17 protein-coding genes are annotated in these 17497 nt (G+C 60.4%); 11 read left to right on the top strand and 6 right to left on the bottom strand.

Going from position 1 to position 17497, the window contains the following annotated elements; genetic code table 11:
* Positions 1–273: 273 nt before the first annotated feature.
* Complete coding sequence (locus tag ACBR42_RS15720) at positions 274–435, bottom strand: hypothetical protein (RefSeq protein ID WP_371208633.1); 162 nt, start codon at positions 433–435, stop codon at positions 274–276.
* A gap of 628 nt (positions 436–1063) precedes the next feature.
* Here ACBR42_RS15720 and ACBR42_RS15715 point away from each other — a divergent pair.
* Positions 1064–3427 (top strand): TonB-dependent receptor, encoded by a 2364-nt coding sequence (locus ACBR42_RS15715; protein WP_371208632.1) that lies wholly within the window; start codon positions 1064–1066, stop codon positions 3425–3427.
* 42 nt (positions 3428–3469) lie between these two features.
* The gene (locus ACBR42_RS15710) at positions 3470–4405 is read left to right on the top strand and encodes an alpha/beta fold hydrolase (protein WP_371208631.1); all 936 of its coding nucleotides are present in this window, start codon (positions 3470–3472) and stop codon (positions 4403–4405) included.
* Between the two features lie 8 nt (positions 4406–4413).
* Here the strand turns inward: ACBR42_RS15710 and ACBR42_RS15705 are convergent, their stop codons facing one another.
* Entirely contained in the window at positions 4414–5406 is a 993-nt protein-coding gene (locus tag ACBR42_RS15705; protein WP_200409994.1) for a LysR family transcriptional regulator, read from the bottom strand.
* 229 nt (positions 5407–5635) lie between these two features.
* Here ACBR42_RS15705 and ACBR42_RS15700 point away from each other — a divergent pair, with 229 nt between their 5' ends.
* From ACBR42_RS15700 to ACBR42_RS15660, 9 genes are all read left to right on the top strand, one after another.
* Complete coding sequence (locus ACBR42_RS15700; RefSeq protein ID WP_371208630.1) at positions 5636–7108, top strand: NAD(P)-binding domain-containing protein; 1473 nt, start codon at positions 5636–5638, stop codon at positions 7106–7108.
* An 84-nt stretch (positions 7109–7192) separates the two neighbouring features.
* Complete coding sequence (locus ACBR42_RS15695) at positions 7193–8113, top strand: ABC transporter permease (protein WP_039998194.1); 921 nt, start codon at positions 7193–7195, stop codon at positions 8111–8113.
* A gap of 4 nt (positions 8114–8117) precedes the next feature.
* Positions 8118–8963 carry an ABC transporter permease gene (locus ACBR42_RS15690; protein WP_007396026.1) on the top strand — a complete coding sequence of 282 codons (846 nt, stop codon included), beginning with the start codon at positions 8118–8120 and terminating at the stop codon, positions 8961–8963.
* Positions 8960–10135, top strand: coding sequence for a M24 family metallopeptidase (locus ACBR42_RS15685; RefSeq protein WP_371208629.1), 1176 nt, complete (start codon positions 8960–8962; stop codon positions 10133–10135). The genes ACBR42_RS15690 and ACBR42_RS15685 overlap by 4 nt, the downstream gene beginning before the upstream one ends.
* A 10-nt stretch (positions 10136–10145) precedes the next feature.
* Complete coding sequence (locus tag ACBR42_RS15680) at positions 10146–11162, top strand: ABC transporter ATP-binding protein (protein WP_371208628.1); 1017 nt, start codon at positions 10146–10148, stop codon at positions 11160–11162.
* The gene (locus ACBR42_RS15675; protein ID WP_371208627.1) at positions 11162–12076 is read left to right on the top strand and encodes an ABC transporter ATP-binding protein; all 915 of its coding nucleotides are present in this window, start codon (positions 11162–11164) and stop codon (positions 12074–12076) included. The genes ACBR42_RS15680 and ACBR42_RS15675 overlap by 1 nt, the downstream gene beginning before the upstream one ends.
* Positions 12077–12093: 17 nt before the next feature.
* A complete protein-coding gene (locus tag ACBR42_RS15670; RefSeq protein ID WP_371208626.1) occupies positions 12094–13605 on the top strand; it encodes an ABC transporter substrate-binding protein in 1512 nt (503 codons plus the stop codon).
* 55 nt (positions 13606–13660) lie between these two features.
* Positions 13661–14122, top strand: a complete 462-nt coding sequence (locus ACBR42_RS15665) for a hypothetical protein (protein WP_200409999.1) — start codon at positions 13661–13663, stop codon at positions 14120–14122.
* 4 nt (positions 14123–14126) lie between these two features.
* Positions 14127–14702: a peroxidase-related enzyme gene (locus tag ACBR42_RS15660; RefSeq protein ID WP_371208625.1), complete on the top strand. Its 576-nt coding sequence runs from the start codon at positions 14127–14129 to the stop codon at positions 14700–14702.
* Positions 14703–14722: 20 nt separating this feature from the next.
* On the opposite strand, the gene ACBR42_RS15655 is transcribed toward ACBR42_RS15660, so the two are convergent.
* The 4 genes from ACBR42_RS15655 to ACBR42_RS15640 all read right to left on the bottom strand — a co-directional run bounded on the left by ACBR42_RS15655 (position 14723) and on the right by ACBR42_RS15640 (position 17365).
* A complete protein-coding gene (locus ACBR42_RS15655; protein ID WP_371208624.1) occupies positions 14723–14851 on the bottom strand; it encodes a hypothetical protein in 129 nt (42 codons plus the stop codon).
* A gap of 119 nt (positions 14852–14970) precedes the next feature.
* Positions 14971–16221: an IS256 family transposase gene (locus ACBR42_RS15650; RefSeq protein ID WP_371208623.1), complete on the bottom strand. Its 1251-nt coding sequence runs from the start codon at positions 16219–16221 to the stop codon at positions 14971–14973.
* A gap of 425 nt (positions 16222–16646) precedes the next feature.
* On the bottom strand, positions 16647–17030 hold the full coding sequence (locus tag ACBR42_RS15645) for a type II toxin-antitoxin system VapC family toxin (RefSeq protein ID WP_371208622.1): 384 nt from the start codon (positions 17028–17030) through the stop codon (positions 16647–16649).
* A complete protein-coding gene (locus ACBR42_RS15640; RefSeq protein ID WP_371208621.1) occupies positions 17027–17365 on the bottom strand; it encodes a type II toxin-antitoxin system Phd/YefM family antitoxin in 339 nt (112 codons plus the stop codon). The genes ACBR42_RS15645 and ACBR42_RS15640 overlap by 4 nt, the downstream gene beginning before the upstream one ends.
* Positions 17366–17497: the final 132 nt, after the last annotated feature.

Raw genomic sequence — 17497 nt, 5'->3', positions numbered from 1 at the left:
TCGACCACGGTCCTGCAAGACCAAGCTCCGCACGGCGCCGCCCCCGCCACTACCCGGCACCGCAGCTGCGGTGCCGGGTAGCGGTTCCCTTTTGCCTCAGGAACCGAGGGTTCTCATAAGACAAGCTCCGCCTGAGCAAAATAAGCCGAGGCCTTCTTGAGGATCTCATTGGCCTGACGCAGTTCACGGATCTCACGCTCCAACGCCTTGATCCGTGCCGTCTCGGCCGTGGTCGGCCCCGGTTGCGCACCCGCGTCCCGCCGGGCCTGCTTCCTACCAGTCGTGCAGGCTGTCGCCCGAGCAGCCCAGCTTGCCACCAATCTCGCGACAGGCCGCCGATAGGCTCGGGTAATCCGAGCGATGCTCGTCCAGAAGGCGCACAGCGCGCTCACGGAACTCAGGCGAATAACGCGATGTCTTCTTCTTCTCTACCATAGGGATCATCCTCCGAGAGTTTTACTCTCCGGTAAACCCGGGGCAGTTCATCCCGTGCCGGTGCCACGCACCGGACGGAAGCGGGAGTTCCCCCTGCTGTTGCGCCATGCCCCACCCGCATTACCCCCGGCCATGGCCATCCGGTAATTAACGATTTGATATGTTATTATATTTTTATTACATTAATTATTGACATAAACAGGGCGTCATTATACGTATTGGGCATCATCAGGAGGCTGAAAAACCGAATGTCAGGGATTTTTTCACCATAAACTGGCTCATATTCCTGTTTTTCGCGTATATTAAACAATTTTAAATAGTGAAATATCCCCTCACGATCTTGTTCCCCCGCAATGGATGACAGTGCTTTCCAAGGATTCCTCATGTCCGCAATAATGCGTATTATACATATAATACGATTCTTGTTGCAAGAAACGCAAAAAAGATTGCACCTGAATATAGGTGCGGTATCGTAACAATAATCATGCCGATCGAGCGTAAGGCGCACGCGCAAAACATCCTTGAACATCAAGGCATAAATCAAAAAGGATTTCTGATGTCTGTATCCGCAGCACTCAGAGTGGCGCCTCCCTCAGACAGGCGTGTTCCCACTCCACTACGTCCGGACATGCCCTGTCGGTATGCGCAGGTGCTGTTTCTCGGGGCAATCTTTGTCCTGCCCGCAGGCGCGTCCGTGGCCCAGACCGACCGGCCGGCACATCTGAAGAATGTTCACGGCAACGTGGCCCCGAAGCCCGCCCATGAGCATGAGACGGACATACCGCAACAGCAGGAACACCTGAGTGTCAGCACGTCGCGCCATACGGCAACGGGGGGCGGGCTTTTGCCACCCCAGACTGTGGCACGCGCCCAGAGCAGTGTAACATCCGAATTCATCCAAAAGCAGTCCCCCACAAGCAATACGCTCGGACTGGTTGCCATGCTGCCGGGCGCGGTCGTTGCTGATTCCGATCCACTGGGAATTTCCGACCGCAGCACGATCAGCCTGCGCGGCATGAATGGAAACGAAATCGGCTTCCTGTTCGAAGGCATGCCCGCGGCAGATGCCTTTTATAATCTGCCCGATACATCCGAATGGGCAGATTCCGAAAATATCGGCCGCATCGATGTAGCCCAGGGCAGTGCATCCATTGCCGCTCCGGTCTATAATGCCGTGGGCGGAACGATAACCCAGCAGTTGCGCGATCCCTCCAGAAAAATGGGCGGCCAGTTCGGCTTCTCCATGGGCAATCACCTTACGAACAAGGATTTTCTGCGTTTTGATACCGGATCGATCGGTAATACGGGCATCCGTACGTTCACCTCGTTTTCCTACACGACCAACAACAACTGGCGTGGCCCGGGCACCAATAACCGCTATCATGTTGACTTCAAGGCGGTAAAAGACTGGGGCGCGGGCAATTCGGCAACCGTTGTCGTGACCTATAACCGCTCCTTTGCCGACAGGCTGACAAACCCGACCCTGGCGCAATGGCAGGAGTACGGGAAGTCGTACAACTATTCCGGAACCTATACCAACGGCGCAACCAATTATTATGGTCTGTACGGGCAGGACCGTTCCACCATGCGTATCTCCGCGCCGGTGCATCTGGTTGCGTCAAAGCAGGTCTCGTTTGATATCACGCCCTATTACATGTGGATGAGTGGCGCGGTTGACAGCGGCACCACCCTCTCCAACACCGCAAGCTATAACGGCACGCAACCGGCGGGGAATCTGGGCCTGACCAATCTGGTCAACGGCAAGGAGACCGTCGCTTCGGTCGCCGGATACGCCCAGTATACCGCCGGCGTCTATGCGGCGCTGAATTACAGGACACATTACAATGACCTGTCGGTCGGTTACTGGTACAGCAACCTGACACAGTCATCCCTTACGTCCTATGTGCCCGTCTACGATGACGGCACCGTTACAAGCATAACCGGACGCGACCCCATCACGACCGCATCGGGGGACGTACTGGCCAGCAAGGACCTGCATTTCCACCAGAACCTGCACAGCTTCTTCATCCGCGATACCCTCAAGCTGCTACATGACCGCCTGGAAATCACGGGGGGGTTCAAACTCGTTTACCTCGACCGGACCGGAACCAATGAACTGATTGGCGCCCCCTACCGCATCCAGAGCAGCTCGACGACCTATCTGCCGCGGCTGGAGATGATCTATCACATAGACCCTGACAATTCCGTCTTCTTTGATGCCAACACGAACTTCTCGGCACCCACCACCGATGCGGCCTATTTCAGTTCCTACAATATTGCCACGGGCAAGGTTGCCGTCACCGGCACGTCGAACCTCAAGAACGAATATTCGATTTCCGAGGAACTGGGTTTCCGGCACAGGGGGTTTGTTACGGCATCTGTCTCGCTGTTCAACTACAACTTCACCAACCGCCAGATCTCGACCAGCACCTACCTTTCAGGTGCGCTGACAACTGCCTATCTCAATGCCGGCGGGCAGACCACACGCGGCATTTCAGCAGAGATCGGCCTGCGCCCGTGGCATCATATTACGCCATACCTGTCTGGCCAGTACCTACATGCCGTGCTGAACAACAACATCAATGTAGGCGGATACTACCTGCCAACTGCAGGAAAAATCGCCCCGCTCAGCCCCAAATTCGTAGCCTCCGTGGGGCTGGCCTATGATGACGGGCACTTCTTCGGGAACATGAATTTTTCCTACATAGATTCGCAGTATTCCACCTTCATGGATGATGAAAGCATTCCCGCACGCAAGACTGCCAACATCACGCTGGGCTACAGGCTGAAGGATTATGCGCGCCTTCATAACACCACCTTCCAGGTCAACCTGCTCAACGTGGGCGACAGCAATTACCTTTCGGGTGTGTACAGCATGAAGACGAATGCAAAGACCGTTGTGGTCAACGGCCATAGCGTTGCCGGTTCCGCCCCCACCTATTACCTTGGCGGGGCATTTGCCGTGGTCGCCAATTTCTCAACCGGTTTCTGATCCGCGGATCAGGCCCCCATGCGCATCAGCAGGAGAGTGTTCATGACAGGGTCCATTGCAACTGCGGCAGGTGCGGCGCCCGCAATGCCTGCACCGCCAGGCCACGCAGGCGGGGCATGGAAGCCCGAAACCATGCATGTCAGGATAAATGGTGCCATGCTGGCCATGTCATCCATCGGCCCGCATGATGGCATGCCGCTGATTGTGCTGCACGGGGGGCGTGGTTTTGGAACGCACGAGGGCGTGTTTGAAACCTACGCCCCGCTTGCCGGCGCCTTTCGTATCATTGGCTTTGACATGCGCGGGCATGGGGAATCCGAAGCCTTACCCCCCTTCACCTTTTCCCAGATGGTGCGGGATATCGAAACCATCCGCCAGGACCTGTGTGGGGGCAGGCGGATTGTCCTGCTTGGCGGTTCCTTTGGCGGGATGATCGCGCTCAGTTATGCCATTACCCATCCCGATCACCTGGCAGCCCTGATCCTGCGCGGCACCGCGCCAAGCTGGCATCACGAAATCGGGGCGCTGGAGAGCTTCCGGGCCCGTGCATCCAGGGCACCGATGGCAACGGAAGGCATGCTGGACAAACTGTTCACCCCGACCATTGAAAATGATGAGGAATTCCGCCTCATCATGTTCGCCCTCGCCCCCCTTTATGCCGAAGACCCGAAAAGCGTTGATCTGGACAGGATGCTTTCGCATGTCTCACGGGTGCGGTACAACGCGCGCGTACATAATGACCTGTTTGCCGATCATTCATATGATGTGGTTGACAGGCTTGCCGCCATCCCCTGCCCGACACTCGTGTTCTGCGGGGCACAGGACTGGATCTGCCCACCTGACCAGTCACGCCTGATCGCCAGCCGCATTCCGCATGCCACGCTTGAGATCGTGGCCGATGCCAACCATGGCGTACCCGGTCCGGTCGCGCTGCAACTGGTATCCCGTTTTCTGGAAAAGCAGGGGCTGCCAGGCTGATTACGCCATCAGGTATCGAGCGGGCGCAGCATGGGATCCGTACCCTCGGGTTCCCCATCAGGCAGGATGGTGCTGTCCCCATCATGAAAACGCACATCAGGCAGCATGGCCTGCGCTTCCTGCCGCAGCAGGCTGGTCAGTTCGTTGATGCCAGCAGAGGATGCCACGCCGCCCGGTGTTACGACGGAAAAGAAATAAGGAATACGGACATTCAGCGGCCTGATGACAATGCCGGGATCCTTATGGCTCCTTGCCGTAACCGGATCGAGGATCGCAACACCCAGCCCCTCGCACGCAAGGCGAAACAGGATGATCGCCATGTTGGAATCCGTAATGCCCGCGGGTATCACGTTGCTCTGCGCCAGGGCGCGCTCTATCCTACTGCGGATACGGAACGGATCGGCCATGGTCAGTATCCGCCGCCCCGAAAGGCTGGCGATGTCTATTGTCTCGCACGCGGCCAGTTCGTCATGGGCCGACAGCGCCATCACGCAGTCCGCCTCCCCTATCCATGCAAGTTCCACCCCGAGATTATTGAACGGAAAGCTTACGATCCCGAGATTGGCTTCCTTGCGCGCCACCATGTGTATGACTTCCTGAGCGGATGCCGACTGGACATGCAGCGTGCCGGGCAGCAGCGCCCCGGGCAGGCGACCGATCGCCCGCGGGTACAGTCCGGCCGCCAGCGCGAATGTGCCCGCAACAAGCAGGGAACTTTCGGCATTACGGGCTATGGCGCGGGCATTTTCCTGCAACCTGTTGACGGTGCCGAGCAGAACCTGCGCTTCACGGTGGAAGCGGATTCCCTGATCGGTTGCCGTGATCCGTGGCCCGTTGCGATGGAACAGGGCAAAACCAAGCGAGATTTCCAGATCCTGTATAAGGCGCGTAATCATTGACTGGGAACGCCCGAGCAGGCGCGCGCCCCCTGTCATGCTGCCTGACGTCATTACGGCGCAGTAGGCTTCGATCTGCCGCAAATCAGGGACATCTGCTACCATTGGCAAAGGGTAGACCGGAAACAGGGCGCGGTAAAGGCGGCGCGCGCGCGAGGGGACCGGGGCATGGCGGAGGGTTCTCCCTTCTTCATGATGAGTTATATGCAATATAATTCTTTTATAATGACAGATATGAATTATCCTGTCTGCACAGAACAGACAGTACGGCACCATGTCTGGTGCGACCATCCGCCTACCGTGTTCAGGGTCAGGTTTTGATAAAGGAATGAGAATGTCGATCCATGAACCTGCTAAAAATCCAGCCGGGCTGGCGCAACTGAAGGATCGGGTCCACCAGGACCTGTCATGGCTTGACCAGCCCTGCCGCTCTTGGGTGGTGCCGCACAGCGCCGATGGCGGGCGGGTCATGGATGTTGTCGTTATTGGCGGCGGCATGGCGGGGCTGACCGTTTCGGGGTATCTGCGGCGTTATGGCGTGGACAACCATGTCGTCCTTGACCGTGCCCCCGCGGGGCGTGAGGGGCCATGGCGCACCTATGCCCGCATGGAAACGCTCCGTTCCCCCAAGACACTGGCAGGACCGTGCATGGGCCTGGCCAGCCTGACTTTCCGCGCCTGGTACGAAGCCTGTTTTGGCACGGCCGCGTGGGAGACGCTGGGCCGGATTCCAACCGGCATGTGGATGGACTACCTGGTCTGGCTGCGCGAAGTCCTGGAACTGCCGGTCCGCAACGGGGTTGTACTCGATAATATTTCCCTGCGCGATGACGGCCTTGTCTCCCTCCAGCTGACCTCGGGCGGCAGGCCCGAAACCCTTGTCTGCAGGCACCTTGTCCTGGCCACCGGCCGTGACGGACTGGGCGGGGGCTATGTGCCGCCAGTCATCGCAGCCCTTCCGCGCAACCTGTGGTCCCACTCCGCCGGCATGATTGACTTTGAGGCACTGAAGGGAAAGCGCGTTGCGGTCGTGGGGGCCGGCGCTTCCGCCATGGACAACGCCGCTGTTGCGCTGGAAAGTGGCGCAGGCCGCGTGGACATGCTGATACGGCGCCCGGACCTGCCCCGGGTCAACAAATTCACCGGTATCGGCAGCATGGGTGTCGTACTGGGCTTTGAAAGCCTGCCCGACGGTTGGAAATGGCGGTTTCTGGACTGTGTCCTGTCCGCCCAGACCCCGCCGCCACGCTCCAGCGTGCTGCGCGTCTCACGCCACCCCAACGGCTTCTTTCACCTCGGCTGCGAAATCCTCTCCCTTGCCGCTACGGCAGGCGGTGTACGCATCGATACGTCACGCGGTACGATGGAAGCCGATTTCATCATCGCCGCGACAGGATTCTGCGTTGACCTGGCCAGGCGGCCGGAACTGTCCGGTATCGCCCCATACATCCGCTTCTGGAAGGACCGCTTCACGCCGGAACCACAGGACATGCCATCAGGCACCCTCAATGCGGAACTGCAGTATTCCCCTGATCTGGGCAAGGGATTTGAATTTCTTGAAAAAAAACCCGGTGAATGCCCGTCCCTGCGTTTCATCCACTGTTTCTGCTTCCCCGCAACGCTGTCCCACGGGAAGGTCAGCGGTGACATCCCCGCCATAAGCGACGGTGCCGAGCGCCTGGTCAGGCATATCATCGGCTCCCTTTTCGTGGATGATCGCGCGACCTACTACAACAGCCTTGTCACATTTGCGGATGCGGAACTGTCTGGTGATGAGTGGGTGGATTCCCCACTGCCGGTCTCCTGATGCATCCGTCCCCCTCGCTCCCTCACCACGCAGGCCGCATGGGCCCGGAATGCCGTGCGCGTTCGCGGGCCGGGACGTAGCCGCATGGGCCGTTTCATCTTCAGGAAGGTGGCGGAATCCCTGTTTTCGATATGGGGCGTAGTGACGATCGTCTTTTTTGTCACCCGCATCATCGGGGATCCGGCAACGCTTTTTGTACCCATAGGCGCCACCGATGCACAGATCGCGGCCCTGAACCACCAGTTCGGCCTCGACCTGCCGCTATGGGCGCAGTACTTCCATTACATTGGCGGCATCCTGCACGGTGATTTCGGCAACAGCTTCCTCTTCAACCGTTCCGCCATGCAGGTTGTCATGGAGCGGCTGCCCGCAACCGTGCTGCTTGCCCTGTGCGCGATGGCGGCCGGCATGACGCTGGGATGCACGGCCGGCGCCATTGCCGCCCTGCGCAAGGGCAGCATGACGGAACTGGTCATCATGACACTTGCGCTGCTGGGGCAGGCCACGCCGGTCTTCTGGCTCGGGATCATGCTGATCCTGTGGTTCGCGGCCGACCTGCACTGGCTGCCGGCGGGGGGATACGGACATTTCTCCAACCTGGTGCTGCCATGCGCCACGCTTGCGGTGTTTGTCAGTGCCGCGATCGCGCGCCTGCTGCGCTCTTCCATCCTGGACATCCTGAAGGAAGACTATATCCGCACCGCCCGCGCCAAGGGGCTTTATCCGGGCACGATCTTCTTCTGGCATATCGCGCGCAACGCGCTGATCCCTGTCGCGACGATGACCGCGATCCTTTCGGGGGAGTTGCTGGGCGGTTCCGTCGTGACGGAAACCGTGTTCGGCTGGCCGGGCATCGGGCGCCTGACCATCCAGGCGATCGAAGGCAATGATTTCCCGGTCATACAGGCCGCCGTCTTTGTCGAGGCCACGATTTTCGTCCTTATCAACCTGGCGGTTGATCTGCAGTATCGCCTTCTTGACCCGCGTATCGGCCGGCAGCGTTAGGGGCATGATGAAGACCTTCTTTTCCGCCCTCATCCGCTCACGCTCCGGCCTGTTGGGGTTCGGGCTCGTCTTCCTTTTCATCATGGTGTCCGTGCTGGCACCGTGGAGCACGCTGCCAGACCCCACCATGGTCGTGCTGCCCGCACGCCTCATGCCGCCGGACTGGATCGGGGCGCACCCGCTTGGCACGGATGCCGTAGGGCGCGATATCCTCTCGCGCATCGCCTATGGCGGGCGCACGACCCTGATGGTGGCGATGGCCGCCGTCATGCTGGGTTCGGTCATGGGCACGACAGCGGGGATCATGTCCGGGTTCATGGGCGGCCTCGTCGACCAGGCCCTCATGCGGATCGTGGACATGCAACTGGCCTTTCCGCTCATGATGCTGGCACTCCTGGTCGTGGCAGTGCTTGGCCCCTCGACAGGCAATGTCATCGTGGTTCTCGCCCTGACATCATGGACACGCTACGCCCGGATCATCCGCGCACAGGTACTCAGCCTGCGTGAGCGGGAATTCGTGCTGTCCGCACGCGCGGTGGGGGCATCGTCATGGTGGATCATGTCGCGGCACATCCTGCCCAATGTCCTGACCCCGGCCCTGGTGGTGGCAACGCTGGAACTGGCACGGATCATCATCATGATCGCCGCCCTGTCCTTCCTCGGGCTGGGCGTGCAGCCCCCCGCCCCCGACTGGGGCCAGATCCTGGCCGAAGGGCGCGTCTACATTTCCACCGCTTGGTGGGTCGTCACCTTCCCCGGGCTTGCGATCGTGCTGAGCGTGCTGGGGATCAATCTTTTTGGCGACTGGCTGCGTGATTACCTCGACCCCAAGACATGGAGCAACCGATGACCGACCTGCCCCCCCGCATTACGCGGCTCAAGACCGCCATGGCCGAAGCCGGCGTTGACGCCCTGATCTGTTTCAAGCCCGAGAATACGTTTCTCCTGACAGGCTTCAACCCGATCATCTATTCACATCCGGTCGTGGTCGTGCTCCCATGTGATGGGGAACCGGTCCTTCTTGTCCATGCCCTGCGCGATGACCACGGGCGCCGCGAGAGCTTTGTCACCGATATCCGCCTTTATGGCGCATGGTCGACAAAGGTCACGATGGGGCCGACATGGATGGCAGCACTGGGCGGCATCCTTGCCGAAAAAAAGCTGTCCGCCGGCCGGATCGCCCTGGAATATAACCACATGCCCGTTGCGCGTTACCGGGTGATGGAAGACCTTGTTCCCGATGCCCGCCTTGTCGATGCCAGCGCCATGATCGACCGGGTACGGCTGGTCAAGGACCCTGACGAGATCGCGCATGCCCGCATTGCCGCAAGTCTGGCGGACCGGGGCATGGAAGCGGCAGTCAGTGCCATGGCCGCGCGTGGGAATGAACGCGAGGTGTCCACCGCCTCGATGGCAGCCATGAACAGCCTGTGGTGCGGGATGCCGGATGTGGAGGTCGCCGATTTCGGCACGCTGGAAGGGGGCGCGCAGAACGGCCTGTGGACATGGACGCTCTATGGCGAGCGCATGTTCGTCAACTGCGACAACCCCACCCTGCGCAGGCCGGTCGAAGGGGAGGTCGGGGCGGTTTTCATCTGGGCTGTCGCCAACGGAATCCATGCCGAAATCGAACGCACGGTGGCCTTTGGCCCGCTGCCCGCCGCCCGGCGCAGGGCCATCGACACCATTCTGGACATCCGCGCGGACATTGAAGGCGTGATGAAACCCGGCACCCCCCTGTCCGAACTGTTCCACATTACGAAAAGACGGCTTTCCGGCGCAGGCTACGCTGCCAACATTCCCGGGCGCATCGGTCATACCATCGGCCTGGGCGCGCATGAACATACCTCGCTCGATGCCCGGACAAACATCATACTCGAACCCGGCATGCTCTTTACGCTCGAACCCAACCTCCGCGTTCCGGCACACGGCATAGCAACCCAGATTTCCGATACCATCCTCATCACCGCGGACGGGCATGAATACCTGACACGCTACCCTGGCGGTTACCTGGAGGTCTGAAGTCACGGCCATGGCATCTCCCCTGATCGAGATCCGCAATCTCAGCGTGGTGTTCGACACGCCCGCCGGCACGCTGCATGCGGTCAATGACCTGTCGTACAGCGTGATGCCCGGCGAGACACTCGGGATCGTGGGGGAGAGCGGGTCGGGCAAAAGCGTGCATGTCATGGCCATGCTGGGACTGCTCTCCTCGCCTGCGGCCCGTGTCGTATCGGGCGAGGTGCTGTTCCGCGGGCACGACCTGCTGCGCCTGCCCGAACGGGCGCTGCGCGACATAAGGGGGCGGGACATCGGCATGGTTTTCCAAGATCCGATGTCCTCGCTCAACCCGGTCCTGACCATAGGCCGCCAGATCAGGGAGGTCCTGCAGCGCCACACCGGCATGAACCGCCCGCAGGCCAGCGCCCGGGCCGCCGAACTGCTGGAACTGGTGGGCATACCGGACCCCGCGGGCCGGCTGTCGCATTATCCGCATGAATTTTCCGGTGGCATGCGCCAGCGGGTCATGATTGCAATCGGCCTTGCCTGCAATCCCGCCCTCCTGATCGCCGATGAGGCGACCACGGCCCTTGATGTCACGATGCAGGCACAGGTGATCGACCTCATCCGCGACATCAGGCAACGCCTTGGCACAACCGTCATATGGATCACCCATGACATGGGCGTGGTGGCCGAACTCGCTGACACGATCCAGGTCATGTACGCAGGGCGCATCATGGAACGGGGGCCTATCTCGCCTGTCTTTCATGATCCGCGCTCGGCCTATACGTGGGGACTCCTACGCTGCATGCCGGGCGGGGCACCGGGCAACGGGACGCAGCGCCTCTACCAGATTCCCGGCAGCCCCCCCAACATGGTGCATCCACCGCCGGGGGATCCCTTTGCCCCGCGCAACCGGTTTGCAACCGCACGCTGCCACCGGCAGGTGCCGCCCCTGCGCCAGGTTCCCGGTGGCGCGCCCGGCCACATGGTGGCCGCCTGGTACGACCTGCCCGAAATCCTGGCCACCCACCCGGAGTTGCACTGATGTCCGTCCCCGTACCGGTTGAAGCCACTGCCCCGCTGGTTGAAGTCCGTGACCTTGTGCGCCGCTATACGAAGGGCTGGCTGGGGGGCCGCGGCGTTACGGCGCTCAATGGGGTCTCCCTGTGCGTCAACAGGGGGGAAACCATGGGGCTGGTGGGCGAGAGCGGTTCGGGCAAGAGCACGACGGGGCGTGTCCTGCTGGGCCTGGAACGCGCGGATGAAGGCGCGGTTTTTTTTGATGGTACACAAATCTCCGGCCTGTCCGACCGTGACATGAAACCATGGCGGCGGCGCATGCAGGCCATCTTCCAGGACCCGTACGGTGCCCTCAACCCGCGCCGGCAGGTCGGCAGTTTTATTGCCGAACCCCTGCTGGTGCAGGGGATATGCCGTAACAGGCCGGAAATGGATGACCGGGTTGCAACGTTGTTGCGGCAGGTGGGGCTAGACCCTTCCTTCATGCGCCGCTACCCGCACGAATTTTCTGGCGGCCAGCGCCAGCGCCTGTGCATTGCACGCGCACTGGCGCTCGGGCCGGAGTTCATCGTGGCCGATGAACCGATTACCGCACTTGACGTGTCCATCCAGGCGCAGATCGTCAACCTGTTCCAGGATCTCAGGCAGGAAATGGGCCTGTCCTACCTGTTCATCTCCCATGACCTTTCGATGATCCGCTACCTGTGCCACCGCGTGGCGGTCATGTTACGGGGGCGGATTGTGGAACTTGCCCCCACGGAAGAGATTTTTTCCGACCCACGGCATTCCTACACCCGCTCCCTGCTGTCCGCGATCCCCATACCCGATCCTGAGCGCCCCCATGTCAGGCCCGTCCGTTTCAATGCCGATGCGAACGTACCGGACCGACTGGCGGAAATGGTCGAGGTCACGGCCGGCCATTTCGTGCTCGAACACTGATGCACCTGGCAAGAAACATGCCCCGGAACCGCCGCATGATCCACCCCACCACTCTCTGGCTGCTGCTTGCAGGCAGCCTGACAGCCCTCGCGCAGCCGGCCTGCGCCAGTACGGTCACGATTGCCCTTGCGGGGGAAATCAACACCTTTGACCCTGACCAGACCAACTCGATCGGTACCGACCTGTCGGTCATGAGCAACATCTACCCCTCGCTCCTGCTACGCGCACCCGATGGCACGCTTGTCCCTTCACTGGCAACGCAATGGCATGCAGGCAGTGACACGGTGTGGCATTTCACCCTCCGTGCGGGTGCACGGTTCACGGATGGCGAACCCATTGATGCGCAAACCGTAAAATGGAACATCCAACGCATCCTGAACCGGCAGAAGGTCACGCCGGTCGCATCGTGGTACGCACAGATCGCCGATGTACAGGTCATTTCGCCAACACAGCTTGATATCAGGACATCATCGCCCTATCCGGCCCTTCCGGCACAACTGTCCATGATGTTCCTCCTGCCGCCAAAATGGGCGCGCACGCATGATCCGGCGCATGAGGTTTCATCCGGTGGTCCCTATATCGTGGACGAAATCGTCCCCGGTGACCATGTCAGCCTGCATGCCAATCCTGATTATTACGGGCCACGACCGGCATTCGACCGGGCCATCTACCGCATCATTCCGGAAACGAATACCGCGCTGTATGCCCTGCAGGCGGGAGAGGTGGATTACGTTTCAAAATTTCCCACCAACCAGATCGGGCAGATCAACAGCCATGGTGGTGCGACTGCAGGGGCCGTACCCTCCAGCAGGACCGTATTCATCAAACTGAATACGGAAAAACCGCCATTCGACAACGCACAATTCAGGCAGGCCCTGAATTATGCCATTGATAAGCAGACAATTGCCGACACCATCTTTGACGGCCATGCCACGCCTTCGGGCTGCGAGGTCCTGACACCCGATTACTTTGGCTACAACAGGGACCTGCCGGGATATGGATACGACCCGCAACGGGCCAGGCGACTGATTGCCGAAAGCGGCGTTGACCTCTCCCGGCCCTTTGAATTCGACATCCCGCGCGGCAGTTACCTCCAGGGTGAGGAAGTGGCCCTTGCCATACAGGCCATGTTCAACGCCGTGGGGATCAGGACACGGATCCGGATGATTGATTTCGCGACCTATCTCGCCCGCTACAGGAAAGCCCACGACCTCTCCCCCGTCTCGCTGCTGGGGCAGGCCTGGCCCACCCTTGATGCTGCGGGATTCCTGAAGCTGTTCCAGACCGGCAATGCCTATTCCTACTGGAGCGACCCCACATTCGATGCGGCGCTGAAGGCGGGGGAGTCCACACTTGACCAGACCATGCGCGAACAGGCCTATGCAGCGGCGACCCGTACCATGTGCACGCAGGCCCCGGTTGTCTTTCTCTATATCGAACCGGCAACCTATGCCTATTCCAAAAGGATTTCCCTCGTTCCGCGCGGGGATGGATGGGTACGCGCCTTTGACATGAAACCAGCCCGATAGGGCTTCTTCCTTACCCCGGTGCACGGAGGCACACGATATGCAGGACACAATCGACATGGCAGCGGGCCTGGTATGCGGCAGCAGGCTTTTTACCATACGCCATGAACAGGCAGGGTTTGTTGCGGGCACACAGGCCTGCCAGCAGGCCGTGCTTGCGCCGGCAGACTGCCATGGCCTTGATACCTCCATACGCCTGGCACTGGCGCACAGGATTGCCGTGCTGAACGAAGATGAAGCCCTGGCCCGCTTTTATGCCGGCCACCTGCACGCCCTTGCGCCGGACGGTGCGGTCCTGGCCCTGGCGGCGGGGCGTTCAGACATGGCCGAACCCCTTGCGGGCATGGCGCGGCAGGCCGACCTTGTCACGATGGACAATGCCGCCGCATCCGAAAGGCAACTGGTGGCGCTGGAAGCGGCGGGACTGGACAGGCCACAGATCGTGGCCCTGTCGGAACTGATTGCCTTCGTCAACTACCAGTGCCGGATCACCGCCGGCCTGCGACTGCTCAAGGCGTGATGCCATGCTGCCCAGGATCCGCATCAGGCCACTGCAATGGGTGTCCTATCTTGAACCCGTCAGGCTGGAAGACGCAAGTGCAGCCCAACTGGAGGCGATGAAGGTCACCCCGTCCTCCACCAGGATCTCCCCCTATGTCCGCACGCTTGCGCATGACCCGGAGAGCTACAGGGCCAGAACCGAACTGTTCAATGCCATCATGTATGCCAAAGATGGCATTCCACGCGCGGAACGCGAACTGGGCGCCCTGGCGGCATCGGTGGTCAATGGCTGCCGCTACTGTGCCATGATCCATGGCCGGCGCCTGGCCGAACTCATGAAAAGCGATGCTGTCATCACGGCATTATGGCATGGCCGCCCCAACCTCCTTTCCGCGCGTGAACAGGCGATATGGGCGTTTTCCTGCGCGCTGTCCCGCACGCCCCCGGCCGCAACGGGCGCACATGTGTCAGCCCTGCGCAGGGCCGGCCTGTCGGATGGCGACATTCTCGACCTGATCCACGTCATAGCGATTTTCGGCTGGGCAAACCGCCTCATGCATCCGCTCGGCCATGCCGTGCCCGCTGGCGCCGGGTCCTGACATGGCGCGTGGGATACTGGCTACCGGCCGCCCATGCCGGGGGCGCCTTCGGCCCGGAAGCGTGCCGTCTTCGGATCACACATGTAGGCCTGCATCATGGGGCCCGGATTGCGGGCCAGTTCATCCACCGAACGGATGATGAAATCCACCTTGTCATCCGTCTGTTGATTTTCACTGAGAACTGACCCGGGTAGGGCGGAAATTTTCATCGAGATTTGACCCATGCCTTCACACTCCCGAGGTATGCGCGAAAGTTGGTGACGCTTGATCAGGCGGCAGCTTGAAGGTGGCGTACGCCGTCGCGGAACTCAACCCCGCTGATGACCTCTGGCAGGCGGTTCCGGCCGTCGAGCTTCCGCCATTTCTTCTGTGCCGACATCATCAGCCTGAACGCCATGGCCAGCCCGGTCTTCCGGCTGAGGCAGCCCGTGGTGCGTTTCGTCCGGTGCCTGACCGTCGCGAAAGTGCTCTCGATTGGGTTTGACGTACGGATGTGCTTCCAGTGTTCGGCCGGGTAGTCGTAGAAGGTCAGCAGCGCGTCACGATCCTTGACCAGCTTGGCCACCGCCTTGTCCCACTTCGCGCCGTAAGCGTCGACGAAGAAGCCGAAGGCGGCCGTCGCGTCGGCCCGGGTTTCGGCCTGCCAGATGTCGTGCAGGTGCGCCTTGGCCTTCGGCTGCACCAACTTCGGCAACGCATTCAGCACGTTCATTGTCTTGTGCAGCCAGCATCGCTGTTCCTGCGTCGTGACGAAGACCTCGCGCAGGGCCGTCCAGAACCCCAGGGCGCCGTCGCCAATGGCCAGCTTCGGGTCCTGCGTGAGGCCGCGCCGCTTGAGATCGAGCAGCACTTCACGCCAGCTCTGGGTGCTTTCGCGGAAGCCGTCGGTCATGGCCAAGAGTTCCTTGCGGCCGTATTCATCCGCCCCGATGATCACCAGAACGCATTGTTTTTCCTCGGACATCCTCGGCTTGAAGTAAACCCCGTCAGCCCAAATATAGAGGAACCGCCGGTTGCCGAGGTCGCGCTTTTCCCAAGCCTCGTACTCAGACCACCAGTCGGCTTTCAGGCGGGTGACGGTCTTGGCCGACAGGCCCTTGGCGTCCGGCCCAAGCAGGGCGGCCAGCGCTTCGCCGAAATCGCCGGTGGATACGCCCTTCAGGTACAGCCAAGGCAGCAGCTCCTCGACCGACTTCGCCTTGCGCAAATAGCGCGGCAGGATGCCGGGCGTGAAGGTGATCCTGTCCGCCCCTGGCTTGCGATCCCGCACCCGCGGCACCTTCACGGTGACCGGGCCGATCCCGGTCAGGATTTCGCGCTCCGGCAAATGTCCGTGCCGGACCAGCCTGGCCCGGCCGTCATCAAGCCTATCCTCGGCGAACGCGGCAAGGAGCGTGGCCAGCTCGGCCTCAACGGCTTGTTCAATCAGCTTGCGCGCACCCTCGCGGATGAGGTCCGTCAACGGATCCGGCGAAAACCCCGATGGATCGGGCAGCGTGCTGATGGTAGTCTCCGACATGTGGCATATCCCTTTCTCGGCTGAGAATTGACGGCGTCTGAACACCGCCATGATATGCCGCCCCTCAGGGCATCACCAACTTTCGCGCGTTACTCGAGGCTTATGGCATTTCATCTTTTAGCACCGGGCAAGCGGCGCTCGATTATGCTGCCGCCGGCAATAGAGTTGGTGATTTACGAAGCGTCGCCCAAAGCACCGCTGCGGTGGCTTACAAGGTGGAGTATGAAAGCCAGTCCCAGTTCACTCGGGAATATACACGCTTCTTCGGTCAGCCTCCCGCAAGGGATGTCCGCCGCGTTCAGCGCGAGCTACGCGACGGTCTGGCCTGACGATCACCCGTGACCGTTACAATGTCAGCCTTCGGGACACTGTCCCACCCGCCTGTATGTCCGACATGTAGGCGTGTTCTGACGGCAGTTTCTGCTTCACGAACAGTGTATTCGCTTGATGGGGTAATGATCCATTTGTCCGTCTTCCGAAAGAAATGTGGCGTGTTCAGCTTGCGCCTGCGCCATAAGGAGATGGTCAAACGGATCACGATGATGCAGAGGCAAAGACATCAGGATCTGCAGGTGTTCGGGCTGTATTTGTAATAGAGAGAAACCTTCATCAGGAATGGCTGCCAGAATATCGTTCATATCCGCATCCAGCTTTCCGATACGGATTTTGATCGCAATTTCCCAGAGTGACACGATACTCACCAGAATATCGTGAACCGGGTCTGCGATGATTTCCCGTGCAGTCTCACCCAGCCGGTCGGAATCCGAAAGCCACCACAGCAACGCATGCGTATCAAGCAGAACCTTCACAGGTCGCGTTCCATACTTTCAAGAAGGTCCGGCGGTGTCTCATCAAAATCTTCGCTCATTCTGATGCGTCCTCGAAGAGCTCCTGGCTGACGGCGGGGACGATAGGAAGGAGCCGGCGGTCGCAGTTCAGCGACAACCTCATCATGAGATGTCACTAAGATCGTGCTGCCCTGTCTGACCTGACGCAGATACGCTGTCAGGTTTCCTCGGAACTCTCGAACTCCGATTTTCTGTGGGGATGGTGCGTTATCTGAAAGATGCTCGCTCATGGTCTCCTCCTTGTGTGTCATCATAACATGTACACATAAGGAGGAGGTAGAGAATTCCCGAGACATATTCGATGTAAGCATCCGGCGGGAGACGCGGGCGTATTCAGGCGGCGATGGTATTGTGGACCTGCTGGTGGGCTTTCCAGTGCCAGGGCAGGAGTTCATGGAGGCGTGGATTGGGGATGTCATTGATCCGTG

It is taken from the genome of Komagataeibacter sp. SM21 (assembly GCF_041402665.1).
Classification (GTDB): domain Bacteria; phylum Pseudomonadota; class Alphaproteobacteria; order Acetobacterales; family Acetobacteraceae; genus Komagataeibacter; species Komagataeibacter saccharivorans.
This window is presented reverse-complemented; position numbering and strand designations above follow the sequence as displayed.